13 protein-coding genes and 9 tRNA genes are annotated in these 14,422 nt (G+C 32.0%); 5 read left to right on the top strand and 17 right to left on the bottom strand.

From position 1 onward, the window contains the following. Window positions 1-97 precede the first annotated feature (97 nt). The 12 genes from LQ609_RS08575 to LQ609_RS08520 all read right to left on the bottom strand — a co-directional run bounded on the left by LQ609_RS08575 (window position 98) and on the right by LQ609_RS08520 (window position 5,252). Window positions 98-186: transfer RNA gene (locus LQ609_RS08575), tRNA-Ser, on the bottom strand. 42 nt (window positions 187-228) lie between these two features. After that, window positions 229-300 (bottom strand) — tRNA-Glu (locus tag LQ609_RS08570). A gap of 4 nt (window positions 301-304) precedes the next feature. Continuing rightward, window positions 305-379, bottom strand: a tRNA-Asn gene (locus LQ609_RS08565). Between the two features lie 7 nt (window positions 380-386). Next, window positions 387-460 (bottom strand) — tRNA-Gly (locus LQ609_RS08560). Window positions 461-477: 17 nt separating this feature from the next. Next, window positions 478-553, bottom strand: a tRNA-His gene (locus LQ609_RS08555). Between the two features lie 18 nt (window positions 554-571). Continuing rightward, window positions 572-644 (bottom strand) — tRNA-Phe (locus LQ609_RS08550). Window positions 645-654: 10 nt separating this feature from the next. Further along, a tRNA-Asp gene (locus LQ609_RS08545) sits at window positions 655-730 on the bottom strand. Between the two features lie 14 nt (window positions 731-744). Beyond that, window positions 745-818: transfer RNA gene (locus LQ609_RS08540), tRNA-Met, on the bottom strand. Window positions 819-905: 87 nt separating this feature from the next. Further along, a tRNA-Glu gene (locus LQ609_RS08535) sits at window positions 906-980 on the bottom strand. 382 nt (window positions 981-1,362) lie between these two features. Continuing rightward, window positions 1,363-2,508 carry a M20 family metallo-hydrolase gene (locus LQ609_RS08530; protein ID WP_239734587.1) on the bottom strand — a complete coding sequence of 382 codons (1,146 nt, stop codon included), beginning with the start codon at window positions 2,506-2,508 and terminating at the stop codon, window positions 1,363-1,365. A gap of 1 nt (window position 2,509) precedes the next feature. Further along, window positions 2,510-3,856 (bottom strand): dihydroorotase, encoded by a 1,347-nt coding sequence (locus LQ609_RS08525; RefSeq protein ID WP_239734586.1) that lies wholly within the window; start codon window positions 3,854-3,856, stop codon window positions 2,510-2,512. After that, window positions 3,846-5,252 carry a sodium:solute symporter family protein gene (locus LQ609_RS08520; RefSeq protein ID WP_239734585.1) on the bottom strand — a complete coding sequence of 469 codons (1,407 nt, stop codon included), beginning with the start codon at window positions 5,250-5,252 and terminating at the stop codon, window positions 3,846-3,848. Before LQ609_RS08520 ends, LQ609_RS08525 begins: the two co-directional genes overlap by 11 nt. A 96-nt stretch (window positions 5,253-5,348) precedes the next feature. On the opposite strand from LQ609_RS08520, the gene LQ609_RS08515 reads away from it, so the two are divergent. Next, window positions 5,349-6,077 carry an IclR family transcriptional regulator gene (locus LQ609_RS08515; RefSeq protein WP_239734584.1) on the top strand — a complete coding sequence of 243 codons (729 nt, stop codon included), beginning with the start codon at window positions 5,349-5,351 and terminating at the stop codon, window positions 6,075-6,077. Between the two features lie 540 nt (window positions 6,078-6,617). Here LQ609_RS08515 and hemY read toward each other — a convergent pair. From hemY to hemE, 3 genes are read right to left on the bottom strand one after another with little or no spacing between them, the layout of a single operon-like run. Next, window positions 6,618-8,012 carry a protoporphyrinogen oxidase gene (gene hemY, locus LQ609_RS08510; protein WP_239734583.1) on the bottom strand — a complete coding sequence of 465 codons (1,395 nt, stop codon included), beginning with the start codon at window positions 8,010-8,012 and terminating at the stop codon, window positions 6,618-6,620. Window positions 8,013-8,045: 33 nt separating this feature from the next. Then, a complete protein-coding gene (gene hemH / locus LQ609_RS08505) occupies window positions 8,046-8,966 on the bottom strand; it encodes a ferrochelatase (protein ID WP_107509870.1) in 921 nt (306 codons plus the stop codon). Between the two features lie 45 nt (window positions 8,967-9,011). Continuing rightward, window positions 9,012-10,061, bottom strand: a complete 1,050-nt coding sequence (gene hemE / locus LQ609_RS08500; protein ID WP_239734582.1) for a uroporphyrinogen decarboxylase — start codon at window positions 10,059-10,061, stop codon at window positions 9,012-9,014. Window positions 10,062-10,227: 166 nt separating this feature from the next. On the opposite strand from hemE, the gene LQ609_RS08495 reads away from it, so the two are divergent. Then, window positions 10,228-10,749, top strand: a complete 522-nt coding sequence (locus LQ609_RS08495; RefSeq protein WP_078357612.1) for an antibiotic biosynthesis monooxygenase family protein — start codon at window positions 10,228-10,230, stop codon at window positions 10,747-10,749. A 53-nt stretch (window positions 10,750-10,802) separates the two neighbouring features. Here the strand turns inward: LQ609_RS08495 and ecsB are convergent, their stop codons facing one another. After that, window positions 10,803-12,023 carry an ABC transporter permease EcsB gene (gene ecsB / locus LQ609_RS08490; protein WP_239734581.1) on the bottom strand — a complete coding sequence of 407 codons (1,221 nt, stop codon included), beginning with the start codon at window positions 12,021-12,023 and terminating at the stop codon, window positions 10,803-10,805. Next, a complete protein-coding gene (locus tag LQ609_RS08485; protein WP_107509872.1) occupies window positions 12,016-12,753 on the bottom strand; it encodes an ABC transporter ATP-binding protein in 738 nt (245 codons plus the stop codon). Before LQ609_RS08485 ends, ecsB begins: the two co-directional genes overlap by 8 nt. A 127-nt stretch (window positions 12,754-12,880) precedes the next feature. Between LQ609_RS08485 and LQ609_RS08480 the strand changes: the two genes are divergently transcribed. The 3 genes from LQ609_RS08480 to LQ609_RS08470 all read left to right on the top strand — a co-directional run bounded on the left by LQ609_RS08480 (window position 12,881) and on the right by LQ609_RS08470 (window position 14,387). Next, window positions 12,881-13,303: an HIT family protein gene (locus LQ609_RS08480; RefSeq protein ID WP_078357615.1), complete on the top strand. Its 423-nt coding sequence runs from the start codon at window positions 12,881-12,883 to the stop codon at window positions 13,301-13,303. 64 nt (window positions 13,304-13,367) lie between these two features. After that, complete coding sequence (locus LQ609_RS08475; RefSeq protein ID WP_078357616.1) at window positions 13,368-13,745, top strand: YtxH domain-containing protein; 378 nt, start codon at window positions 13,368-13,370, stop codon at window positions 13,743-13,745. Between the two features lie 96 nt (window positions 13,746-13,841). Continuing rightward, complete coding sequence (locus LQ609_RS08470; RefSeq protein WP_078357617.1) at window positions 13,842-14,387, top strand: HTH-type transcriptional regulator Hpr; 546 nt, start codon at window positions 13,842-13,844, stop codon at window positions 14,385-14,387. Window positions 14,388-14,422 lie beyond the last annotated feature (35 nt).

Genomic DNA, 14,422 nt, shown 5'->3' with positions numbered 1-14,422 from the left:
ACACCTATTTGACACTTGCTCATTCACGTTTACTTACCTAGTGCAAGAAAACACTTTAATACCAACGTCTTGGATGAGTTGATTATTAAGGTACAAACGGAGAGTGAGGGATTCGAACCCTCGAGACGCTTGTGGCGCCTACACACTTTCCAGGCGTGCTCCTTCGGCCAGCTCGGACAACTCTCCACAAACAAAAAAATCAGAAGCGATATTTCACCTCTGATTATATGACCCCTACGGGACTCGAACCCGTGTTACCGCCGTGAAAGGGCGGTGTCTTAACCGCTTGACCAAGGGGCCTATATGGCTCCACAGGTAGGACTCGAACCTACGACCGATCGGTTAACAGCCGATAGCTCTACCACTGAGCTACTGTGGAATAATAATGGAGCGGGTGATCGGAATCGAACCGACAACATCAGCTTGGAAGGCTGAGGTTTTACCACTAAACTACACCCGCTTAATATTAAATTTAAATGGGGCGACTGATGGGAATCGAACCCACGAATGTCGGAACCACAATCCGATGCGTTAACCACTTCGCCACAATCGCCATACTTGTTAAAAAGTATGGCTCAGGACGGAATCGAACCGCCGACACAAGGATTTTCAGTCCTTTGCTCTACCGACTGAGCTACTGAGCCAAAATAAAAATGGCGGTCCCGACGGGAATCGAACCCGCGATCTCCTGCGTGACAGGCAGGCATGTTAACCGCTACACCACGGGACCATCTTTAAAAAGTATTGCGGGAGGCGGATTTGAACCACCGACCTTCGGGTTATGAGCCCGACGAGCTACCGAACTGCTCCATCCCGCGTTAATATTAAGTAATTTGGCTACCTTTTTAATATAACACATTTATTAATATTATGTCAAGAAAATATTAATTGTTTTTTATAAAAAATGGTGACCCCTACGGGACTCGAACCCGTGTTACCGCCGTGAAAGGGCGGTGTCTTAACCGCTTGACCAAGGGGCCTCTAATTGAGAACTTCTTAATTATATATAGAAATATAGATAACGTCAATGCTATTTCTTTACTTTTCTTAATAAAAAATTTGAACTTTTAACATCTATGTGACAATTGTCACTAAAGGGAAAAATACTCATTCAAATCACCCCTATTTTTATCTTTAAAAGTGTAGTTCATACATGATTTTCCAATGAAAAAATGGGATAAAACAACTTTTCCATACTTGAATGTATATAATTGTTTATCTTCTACAATGTTCAGTGCTCAATTATTGTTGGTTGGCACTTTCTTCAATTTATGTTTGTTTAATTTTCTATTATTAATTCTTATAGTACATAAAAACCATCTAACTTCATTATTCTTAGAAGCTAGATGGTTATTTTATTTCTTATGTTTCCAAAATATAATTAAGCAATACATTACTTCCTTTTACTATTTGTTCTTTACTGCTGTATTCGTCTGGGTGATGGCTAATACCGTCCTTACTTGGTATGAAGATCATCGAAGCCGGCATTATTGCACTGACTGAGTTTGCATCGTGATTGGCGCCACTTGCCATTTGTTGAGACGTATATCCTAATTTCTTTGTTACTTCACTTAGTTTTATTATATTTTGTTTATCTAATTTTGTTGTATGCTTCTTTACTACTATTTCCTTTTTTGATGTTATTATATTTAATAATGTTTCTTCGTATTGATCGAGTTTCTCTTCTGCATCACTTCTTATTTCAACAAATAGTTCTACTTTATTAGGTATCACATTCGCTTGATTTGGATATATATTAAGTTTTCCAACTGTTAATACGGATTGATCATCTAGTGTTTCTGAGAAATTAAATATTTTTTGAAGTTCTAATGTTGCAAGTTTTAATGCGTCTTGTCTTAAATGCATAGGCGTGGTCCCAGAATGACCGCTTCTCCCCTCAACTTCAATATGATACCTTCTTAATCCTGCAATACTTGTTACTATGCCAATATCTAAATTTTCATTTTCTAAGACTTCACCTTGTTCTATATGCAATTCAATATAGCTTTGATAGTTTTGCTGGTTTCGAGTTTTTTCTACTGCTTCTTTACTTAAACCCACTTTCTCTAGATCTTCGTTCTTATCATCAAATATACCAGCAAAGACTCTACTACCAAATGTTCCACCTAGTATATTCGCCTCTTCCCCTCTAAAAGCTACAAGCATGATTGGATGATTAAGTTTAATTTTGTTTTCTTTTAACGTTAATAAAACTTCTAATCCGCTTAAGACACCTAGTGCTCCATCATATAGTCCGCCGTTTTGTACTGTATCTAAATGAGACCCTATTAAAATCGGATTTTTACCTTCTCCATATTGTCCAAACACATTACCTACTTCATCAGTATGTGAATATAAATCATTTTTTTTTAATAATTTTTCAAACCAAGATAAAGTTTGCTCTTCTGTATAGCTAAATACACGACGTGTATATCCTTTTCCATGTGTATCGTTAAATTGTTTTATTTCATCAAATAAACTCTCTAACCTTTTATCATTAATTTGCAAATCAGTTCACTCCTTTAAGTCCAGAAATGAATTTACCAATAGTTTTATTTGTAACTTCTTGATCATGATAAACTAATTGACCTCTTACGATCGTATCTACTATTTGTGCATTTACCATACTATCGTTAAATACAGATTGATTGGAAATGGATTCATAGTAATCTTTATCTAGTTTCCAAGATTTATTTGGGTTAATAATAGTAAAATCTGCATCTAATCCTTCTCGAATTCTTCCTTTGCTGATTAGATTATATCTATCAGCAATATTAGCCGAGAATAAATTAGAGAATTGTTGTTCAGTCATACCATTTTGTAAAACGAGAAAATCAAATATTATAGGAATCATAATATCCAATCCAGTAAGACCAGATGGCGCATTAAATATATTTTTTTCAGATTGGTCTTTAACCCAAGGTGCATGGTCAGATGTAATGAAATCTATTTGACCACTTTGTAATTGTTTATTTAATTTACTCACTTCTGTTGGTGTACGTAGGGCTGGATTACATTTAGCTAATACACCATATTTTTCTAATGTATCAGTATCTAGCGTAAGATATTGATAACATGTTTCATACGTTACATTAATATCGAATTTACTTTTCATAGTTTCTATTAAATCTACCGTATGCGGGTGACTAATATGAACAAGATGTAATTTGGCATTACTCCATTTTGCTAATTCTAACAAAGTAGCTACTGCTGATGATTCTGATTCTGGTGGTCTACTAAGATTATGATAAATTGCATCTGTTTTATCTTCAGAATTATACTTATTTACCAGATGATTAATAATGTCTTCATTCTCAGCATGAAAAGCTACTAAGATATCATTTTCCGAAGTTAATTTCATAATATCTATTATTTGATGGTCTGGTATTCTAGGGAACCTCTTTGGATCAGTTTCGAAAGTAGATAATTTAAATGCAATTGCACCCGCATCTATCATATTCTGGATATTATCTATACCTTTATTTTTTGCTACTGTAGCCCACAATGCGACATCAACAACAGCATTTTCATTAACATCTTCAATTTTATTTTTAAACTTTTCAACTGTATCGATTGGTTCTGGTCTATCATACGGCATATCAATAATAGTTGTTATGCCCCCCTGAGCTGCAGCTCTTGTAGCCCTATTCATACCTTCATCTGGATTAGAGTAACAATGAACATGAGAATCTATAAAACCAGGGAATATAATTTCATCTTTATATTCAAAAATTTGATTTGCTTGAAACGTTCCATATTCACCTATTTTAACGATTTTGCTATCTTTAATACCAATATCACCTTGTTGAACACCGTCTTGTACATAATTCCCTCTAATAACTAAATCAAATGTCATTTTCAATTACCTCCGCTTTCTCTTTTGTTAAATAACTTACAGCAAATAAACAAATTATCGATAAGCAAATTCCATAAAATACATAAGGCAATGTTGTTCCAATTGTATGTGCTACCGCGGAACCAACTATTCCACCAATAATCGAACTGATACCACCATAAGTATTTATCCATTTTGTGTCTTTGAAAATAAATCCAAAAATGACTGGAATAATTAATGCTGAAACTGAATAAGCAAATGATGCAACTATCCATCCCAATGCTTGTGGAACTAAAATAGATAAACTAACTGCAATGATTAAAACAGTCACTGCAATTACTCTAGAAACCTTAACTTGTTGGCTTCTTGTTGTACTCGGATTTAAATAATTCACATAAATATCTTTAGACAAAGTAACAACGACTGACTGAATCGCACTAGACAATGTTGACATAATTGTAGCAACTATAAATGTTGAAAATACTACTGTAAACCAAGCAGGAGTTTGGGTTAGAAACCAACCAGTTGCATCTTCAGGATTAGACATTCCTGGATTTAAATGACTGATTGTAATTCCCATAATCGAAGACCATGCTGAGGCTAAAGCAAACAGTACTGCAGTTGCAATTATAGAAATTTTTGCATTTTTAGCATTATCTGCTGCGTAAATTCTTTGAAAAATTTGTTGATTCGTCAAGTTACCTGGCATTACACCAAATATCCAAAATATAATCATCGTTCCACCTATACCAAATAATCCTTTAGGTAACTCAGTGTACTTAGGTTCATGATTAGATGTAATTTCTGACCAACTTCCACCCATTTGTAGCGCAACAACGACAGCAATAATAGCACCTACTATCATAAAACACCCAAAAATAAAATCAGTCCAAGCAACTGTTGTCATACCAGCTGGTAATACAAATGCTAAACTGATTAAAGCAAATATAATGACAACTGTACTAGGTTCAAATCCTGTTATTTTTGAAAAAATTTTCCCGAAACCTACAAGTTGAGTTATCATCCAACCAAAAGGAACAATTAAAGTAGCAATAATTACTAATATCATAAATACTTTATTTTTCCCAAAAATAGCACTAAGTGCATCAGGTAAAGATTCAAATTCACTATTCCTAAGCCATTTAGCCATGAATATATATGGTAAAAATCCTATTGCAGTTAGTAATCCGTAAGTTAAAGAAGCCCATCCATACGTGTAAGCCGTACCAACTAAACCTACTATTACTGCGCCTCCCATAACTGTTGCAAATTGTGTTCCTATTTGAACATATATAGGAAGTGATCTACCTCCTACATTCCAATCATCGATACTTTGATGCCGTTTTCCCATAATAAGAGAAAATATAAACAAACCCGATAACACAACTGTTAATGTAATAACTAAAGCTATTAACATTTAACACGCCCCCTTTGTTATATTTTTATATGTATTTTATGGTATTATAATTAAATAAACAAATCGAAATTCTTACAATGTGAGAAAGGTGATATTATGAATGACATTAAAACAATCATTAAATCCAATGAAATTTTAAGACTTTTTATCAATAAAAATCATTCTTTACACATAAAGTATATAATGCAAGAACTCAATATTCCTCAAAGTACAGTTTATCGAATTATAAAGACACATATTAGCCAAGGTATTATCGAATCACTTGGTGATGGTTTATACAAGCCTGGTTGGGTAATTCAAGCATTATATGAACCTGTTTATCCGCATTATTCAAAATTAACTAAACTAACAAGACCTTTATTAGAAGAAGCAGTAAATCAACTTGGAGAAACAATCATTTTAACAACATTAAGAGGAAATCATGTATTAGTATTGGATACTGTAGAAAGTAATAGAAACTTGAGATTCTCATTTAATAAGAATGAAGTATTTTTACCATATTATGGCGCATCTTCTAAAGTACTTATCGCTTTTGCTGAAGAGAACTATAGAAATGATTTAATAAAATTAAGCGAAGAAAATAATCACGAGAAACTTAAAGAAGATTTAAAAGAAATAAAAAAAGATGGTTATGCTATTTCATATTCAGAAGTTGATGTTGGAGCAATCGGTATAGGTGTTCCTATAATGATTAAAAAGAATTTAATTGGAGGACTCTCCGTTGCTGCACCTGAATTTAGAATAAACGATAAGAAAAAGAAAGAAATTATAAGTTATCTAAAAGATATGGCACATGAAATATCATTTTTAATGCAAAATGATTAATACTAAAAGCTATGTTGCTTGTTGGATAGTCTTGCAACTTATAAGTATCCAACATTGCTTGTCATACCTCTCTAGCAATGTTCAGGCTCCCAACATTGCTAGTCACACCTATCTTGCAATGTTCAAGTCTCCAATGTTGCTTGTCACACCTATCTTGCAATGTTCAGTCCTCCAATATTGCTAGTCACACCTATCTTGCAATGTTCAAGCCTCCAATGTTGCTAGTCACACCTATCTTGCAATATTCAGGCCTCCAACATTGCTAGTCACACCTATCTTGCAATGTTCAGTCCTCCAATATTGCTAGTCGCACCTGTATTGCAATGTTCAGGCCTCCAACATTGCTAGTCACGCCTATCTTGCAATGTTCAGTCCTCCAATGTTGCTAGTCATACCTCTCTTGCAATGTTCAGACTCCCAATATTGCTTGTCATACCTATCTTGCAATATTCAGTCCTCCAACATTGCTTGTCATACCTCTCCATCAAAAAAACAGAAATTCTAATGCTACATTAGAATTTCTGTCCTGTTTCCTACTATTTACTTCAAATACTCTATCATTTTGTCACTTGCATCTTTAGCCATCTGTACACAATCAGGAAGTCCTACTGCATCAAATGAAGCTCCAGTAATAATTAAATTATTATAGTTCTTTTCTATATGTTGCTGTATATCTCTTATTCGATCAATATGCCCTACTTCATATTGAGGCATACTATAAGGTAATTTTGTTACTATTGAAAATTCTGGTTCACCGTTGATAGTCATTATTTTATTTAAATCATTTAAAGCAACTTGTTTCAATTGTTCTTCATCTTTATGATGAATGATATTAGAACCTGGTTTACCTACGTAAGCTCTTAATAATACTTTACCTTCCGGCGTTGTATGTGGCCATTTTTTATTAGTCCATGTACATGCAGTAATTGCAGTATCGCTCGTTCTAGCAATAACGAAACCTGTACCGTCTTTATCATTAACTACTTGTTCTTTATCAAACGCCATAACTACAGTTGCAACACTCGTTGAAGGCATATAATTGAAATAATCTAGCTTAAGGTCATCTTCAAACCATTTAACAAAATGTTGATGTGGAACTGTAACAATCACACCATCATATTCATGGTTTTCACCATTAATTGTTAAAATTGATTTAGCATTTTCTTCATTTAAATTTTGTACTTGTGAATTTAAATGAATGTTTACTCCTTTACTTTCTAAATCATTTCGCAGAGTAATCATGAAAGATTCTAGACCGTGTTTAAATTGTTTAAATTGACCTTTAGGTTTAACAGTCACTTTTTTATTAGCATTATTTTTAGATTTTTGAGCAATCATACCTTTAATTAAACTACCTTCCTCTTCTTCTTGCTCTTTAAAATGAGGAAAAGTCGTTTTTAAGCTTAATTTATCAATATTCGCTCCATAAATGCCGGCCATAAGAGGTTCGATTAAATTTTCTAACACTTCATTTCCTAAACGTTGTCTAAAGAAATGGCCAATAGATATATCAGTATTCATTGGTTTTACAGGTAAAAAGTAATCCATTCCGGCTCTTAATTTAGCTACAGGCGAAATGAGTTTCGTTTTTAAGAATGGCTTAATTTCTGTTGGTATACCCATAATTGAACCGCCTGGTATTGGATAAAGTTTATTATGGCTATAAATATATGATTGTCCTGTTTTATTTGTAACTAGATCATCAGCTATACCTATTTCTTCAGCTAATTCAGTCATAATTCTTTTTCTACCTAAATAAGATTCAGGCCCTAATTCAATTGTATAACCATTTTCACGATAAGTTTTAATTTTACCGCCCACTCTATCTGATTGTTCATATACGTCGATTTCAACATCTGGTTGTTCTTTTTTCAAATAATGGGCAGCAGATAACCCTGTTATACCTGCCCCTATTATTGCGATACGTTTTGTCATGCTTAACACTTCTTTCTTATTCGATTGTTCGAATTAGAATTTTTTCTTAATTGCCGATACCATTGCTTCGATAAATTTAGGATCAATGTTTGGCATTGGTGGTCTATGATAATTCACACCTAATTCATCACAAACAACTTTACATTCATAGTCATTATCATATAGTACTTCTAAATGTTCACATACAAATCCTACAGGCGTATATATAAAATGTTTATATCCATGTTTATTGTATAGCTCTCTAGTTAAATCTTGAACATCTGGTCCTAACCAAGGTTCCCCAGTTTGTCCTTCTGATTGCCACCCTACAGAAACATGTTTAATATTTGATTTTTCAGCTAATATTTTAGCTGTTTCTTCTAATTGTTCTGGATAAGGATCATTAGCTTTTTTAATTTTCTCAGGTAAACTATGCGCCGATACTATTAGAACTGTTTCATCATGATTTTCTTCAGGAATCATTTGTAAAGTGTCATTTATCATTGTTGTCCAGTATGAAATAAATGCTGGTTCATTATAAAATTGTTCAACATGATGCAAGTTTATACCGTATTTATCCGCTTCTTCTTTGGCACGCTTATTATAGCTACCTACTGAGAAATTAGAATAATGTGGTGCTAAAACGATTGTAACCGCTTCTTCAATGCCATCATTATGCATTTGTTCAACTGCATCTTCAATAAATGGACGAATATGTTTTAGACCAATATACATTTTAAACTCAACATTTTCATAAGTGTCATTTAATGCACCTAACAAACTTTCAGCTTGTTTTTCAGTTGTTCCAGCTAGTGGAGAAATCCCACCGATAGCTTTGTAACGTCCTTTTAAATCTTCAATTTGTTCTTCAGATGGTTTATGACCATGTCTAATATGCGTATAGTATGGCACTATATCACTTTCTTTATATGGTGTACCATATGCCATAACTAAAAGACCGACTTTTTTATTCATTTTCTATACTCCCTTTAAGTAAAATTAATGCTGTTTATTTATCAACTACATTTGTGATTTATATTTTGCTGAATAGTCATGTACGAATTGAGCTACTCTTCTTAAAGTATCTGGTTGAACTTCAGGGAACACACCGTGTCCAAGGTTAAATATATAATTATGATTTTCTAAACCTTGATTCAAAATTTGAATTAATCGTTGTTCAATTACTTCCCATGGAGTTAACAATAATGCTGGGTCCAAGTTTCCTTGTAAAGTTTTAGTGATACCTTTTTCACGTGCTTCTTTAATTTGTAATCGCCAATCTAAACCGATCACATCAACTGGCAATTGATTCCATTCTTCAATTAAATGACTAGCCCCAACACCAAATGTTGTTACTGGTACATTTTTTTCTTTTATAGCTGTAAATATTTTATTCATTGATGGTCTAATAAAGTAATGGTAATCTTCAGCATTTAATGCGCCGACCCAAGAATCAAATACTTGTATCATTTTACAACCAGCATCAATTTGAGCATGCGTATAGCGTATCGCCATATCAGCAAGTGTATCCATCAGTTTAAACCAAGCTTCTGGTTGTTTATACATAAACGCTTTAGTTTTATTGTAATTTTTAGATGGTCCACCTTCAATCATATAGCTCGCTAATGTGAATGGCGCTCCTGTAAACCCAATTAAAGGTACATTAAGTTGTTCTTCAGTTAAAATTTTGATGGTATCTAAAACATACTTCACATCTTCTTCAGGGTTTATTTGACTTAATTTATTAATATCAGTGATATCTTTTATTGGATTATGTATAACTGGACCAATTCCAGATTTAATTTCTACATCTACTCCGATTCCTGTTAAAGGTGTCATAATATCTTTATATAAAATTGCAGCATCTGTATTATACTGATCTACAGGCAACTTTGTTACATAAGCACAAAGTTCAGGTTGATGCGTAATTTCAAATAATGAATATTTTTCTTTAATTTTTCTATATTCAGGTTGTGAACGACCTGCTTGCCTCATAAACCAAACTGGAGTATGAGTTGTACTTTCACCTTTTGCTGCTTTTAAAATTGTGTCGTTAAACGGTACACTCATTTCTTTCACCTCATTATAATCATTACAATCTATTTTAACATATTCTATTATAAAGACATCTATGTGTAGAAAAAGTCATAAATTATACAAAAGATTTGATGTATAGGTTGATTTTAGCGCTTACATGTTTATAATCAAAATAAAGAGATATAGGAGGTTTGTAATTATGAAATGTTATATAACAACTGGTACGTATCATTTTCTTCAAAATATTTTAAAGAAATATCCAGAGGAAGACATCCATCATTATACTAGACAAGATACGACGGTGCTTATTCATGAAACAACTGGTGAAACAGTTTTCGCGCAACCAAGAGAATATCGAATCTTAGAATCAAAGGGGCAATTTATAAATCATGAATTTTTAGCAGTTAGCTACATTCCTGTATCAGATGAAATGCAACATCGATTTGAAAATCATTACGTAGATATCGATGGACAGTTTGATGACTTTGAAGGTTTTGAATCATTTAGATTGCTTAAGCCTAGAAAAGGCGATACTTACATGATTATAGTTGGTTTTGATTCAAATGAACTATATGAAGATTTTACTAAATCATCATTTTTTGCAGAATATTTCTCAAGAGATGCTACAAGAAAATTCTCTGGTGCAGAACAATATTCAACAGCTAATTATACAAAGTATTGGTATAGACCTGACGAAGATGAAGAAGAAAAAGAAGTATAAATAACATACAATGAGGCTGAGACAAATTAATTAATTGTCTCAGCCTCTTATTATTAGTCTCTTAATAATTCTTGATGTTTTTTAATCTTTTTAATAGATGAATCGATTGTTAACCAACCTACTATAAAGAATAAAATAACAAAGTAAATTGCTGTTGGGAATTTAACAATATATATAATTGATAAAATGACAGCGAGTATTATCATCATATTTATTAAAAATTGATGATATCCCTTTATTACTTGATGTTCACTTACTGGCCAAACTTGTGGCCATAATCCATAAGCTTGTTGTTTATAGAATTGAGAGAGTTGTAAGATGAGTAAGTACATTATTAATGCTCCGAGTATTGCAGAAATCACCGATTGATCTATCCACCAAATAAGTAATAAACCGATAATTAAAAATCTCAAAACGATAAAGAATGCGTCTTTACCTCTTGCAAAACTTCTTATAAACAAAAATTTATACATATAATCTTGGTTGAATTTTTTTGAAGCTGGTACTTTTAAGAATATATCTAAATACCTTCTTCTGACTGTTCTTTCATTTAACACTTTCACATCAGTAAACATATTTACGAATTTGTAATAATTCATTTTATGATTATGCTCGATGGATATCAATGTCTCCCATTGATAAAATGTATCTCTATTCATTATCTCCATTAATATTACTAACGCAATTAACATTACGATGGTCAATATACTAGACATCAACCCTACTTTCAATGTCGTGTAATAACCACTTGCGTAAATAATGAATAGAACGATGTTAACACTCCACATTTCTAGTCCGTATTTTAACCAGAACCATTTTATAACTAAGCCAAACAATGGAAATATAAAGCTCAAAATTATAAGTGTGATGTATAAATAAAAATCATTAACCATTAATTTATAAAATAACGGCAGTCCTATCACAAGAATAACAACCGGCAAATAAAGTCTGTTTAAATAGCTATAAGTTATCGCTTTTTTTATATATACTGATAAATGTTTTTCAAATGGTAATAAATATAACTTATCAGCTTCTCGGAACATAGTACGTAATGGAAAAATTGAACAAACAGACAATATAATAGAAATAATTAAATGATAATTTATATTTTGTGGAATATCTTTCAGCCAATTACTATAGCCTAACGCAAATGCTCCAAGCATTATTGTAATAAAGATTAAAAAATGACCATTAAAAATAAATTTATTATATTTAAGTTTCTCTATAACTTCTTCTTTTTGTCTAATGTTAAATAAACTTTTAGCATCATTCATAATTGTCACCTTGCGTTAAATGTATATAAATATCGTCCAATGTTGCGTTTGTTAGACCCGTTTCTTTTCTTAACTCATCTAAATTTCCCATAGCAATCAGTTTGCCTTGATGCAATATAATAAAACGATCACAGTATCTTTCAGCAGTTGCCAGTATATGTGTCGACATCAAGACTGAAGAACCTTGATTCCGTCTTTCTACTATTAAATCTAACATCGTTTGAATACCGAGTGGGTCTAGTCCTAAAAATGGTTCATCTATAATATATTGTTTTGGTTCTACTAGAAATGCACACACGATCATTACTTTTTGTTTCATACCTTTTGAAAAATGTATTGGAAATACTTTTAATTCATTCTCAAGTCTTAACCTTTTTAATAAAGGCATCGCTTTTTCAAGTGCTGTTTCCTTATCTATCCCGTAAGCCATTGCCGTCATATATATATGTTCTTCTAATGTTAATTCATCATATAAAACAGGACTTTCAGGTATATATGTAAGATTTCTTCTATATACTTCTATATCTTCTTTTATATCTATATTATTTATGGACATCTCACCTTGTTGTGGTGTTAATAAACCTAATATATGTTTAATAGTTGTACTCTTCCCAGCACCATTTAATCCTATTAATCCGACAACTTCATTTGGTTTACATTCGAATGAGATATCATGGATAACTGCTTTTTTACCATATCCACCTGTTAAATTGTTCACTTTAATTGTCACGTGAATACACCTCCAAAGTATATTGTAGCATGTTCCTATTGATACATTCATTAAATAATATCTTTACTGTAAGATGATACTGCTTGCATGATATAATAAAGTTAATATTTACATAGGAGATGATATTATGTCAGAAACAGTATTTAGCAAAATTATCGACGGAGAAATTCCTTCTTACAAAATTTATGAAAATGATTATGTATATGCCTTCTTAGATATATCTCAAGTTTCTAAAGGTCACACACTTCTCATACCAAAAAAAGCATCACCTAATATTTACGAAACCGATCCTGAAACGATGAAACATATAGCAGAAGCACTACCTATTGTCGCTAACGCTATTAAAAAAGCTTTCAATCCAGACGGTTTAAATATCATTCAAAATAATGGAGAATATGCTTCTCAATCTGTTTTTCATATTCACTTCCATTTAATCCCGAGATACAAAGAAGATATAGATGGTTTCGGTTATATTTGGAATACAAATGAAGACCGAATCGATGAGGATAAAAAAGCAGAAATAGCAAAAAGTATTCAACAGCAATTATAATTCATTGCATATATTTAAGCTTATAGGGTATATATTTAAGTAAGAGAAATCAAGGAGGATTATTATGAAATTTTCAAGATTAGCTATTGGTGTTGGTGTAGGACTAGTTACTGGTTTTACAACAGCAATATTAAATACAGATCGTTCAGGTGATACATTAAAGACAGATCTAAAATCAACTACTGATGGATCTAAAATCCAATTAAATGAAATTAAAGACAATGCAGTTGAGATTAAAAATTATGTATTAAAAACAAAAGATGAAAGCCAAATTGCTATTCAATCTTTAAGTGAAGAAGTAAAAACAATGATAAATGAATTTAAAGCTGATATTAACCCTAATATCGAACAAATTCAGAAAAACATTGAAAATATAAGCAATCGTGGAAATGAAATCCAAAAAGAAATCCAAAATACTAAACTTCCATTTCTAAAAAAATAGAAAACGTGTTAAAATTATTATATTATTAAAGTGTTATATGTAAGCATGATACATCAGTATCATGCTTTTATTATACTAACAAAGGGGGATTTAACTATGACGAACGAACGGGACATGATTGAAAAAATGTTATTCACTCATAAAGTTTCACAATTATCTAAAGCTTTATGGAAGACTATTGAAAAAGATTGGCAACAGTGGATCAAACCATTTGATTTAAATATTAATGAGCATCACATTCTTATCATTATAAGAAGTTTGGATGAAGCAACTATTTCAGAAGTGAGTAAATATGGCGTGATGCACGTTTCCACGGTTTTCAACTTTGCTAAGAATTTAGAAAAACGTGGTTATTTAACTATGCCAAAAAGCCAACACGATAAACGTACGACATATTTAGAATTAACCGACAAAGGGCTTGAAGTTTTAAGAAAAACATATGTAAGTTATACAAATGATACGAATAGATTATACGAAATTGCAACTGATTATGAAAAAGTTATGTATAATATGCCAGAGTTTACTGATGTAAAATATATTGTTGGTCAAATATACGGTAGCGACTTCATAAATCATATAGAACAAAATCATGAACAATTAAGAAAATATCTACTTGACGAACGCTCTGAGGATGATGCATAATATCAAGATAAATCATAACTTAGAAGGTGACATAT

The organism is Mammaliicoccus sp. G-M28 (assembly GCF_022386595.1).
In the GTDB taxonomy this organism is placed as follows: domain Bacteria; phylum Bacillota; class Bacilli; order Staphylococcales; family Staphylococcaceae; genus Mammaliicoccus; species Mammaliicoccus fleurettii.
This window is presented reverse-complemented; position numbering and strand designations above follow the sequence as displayed.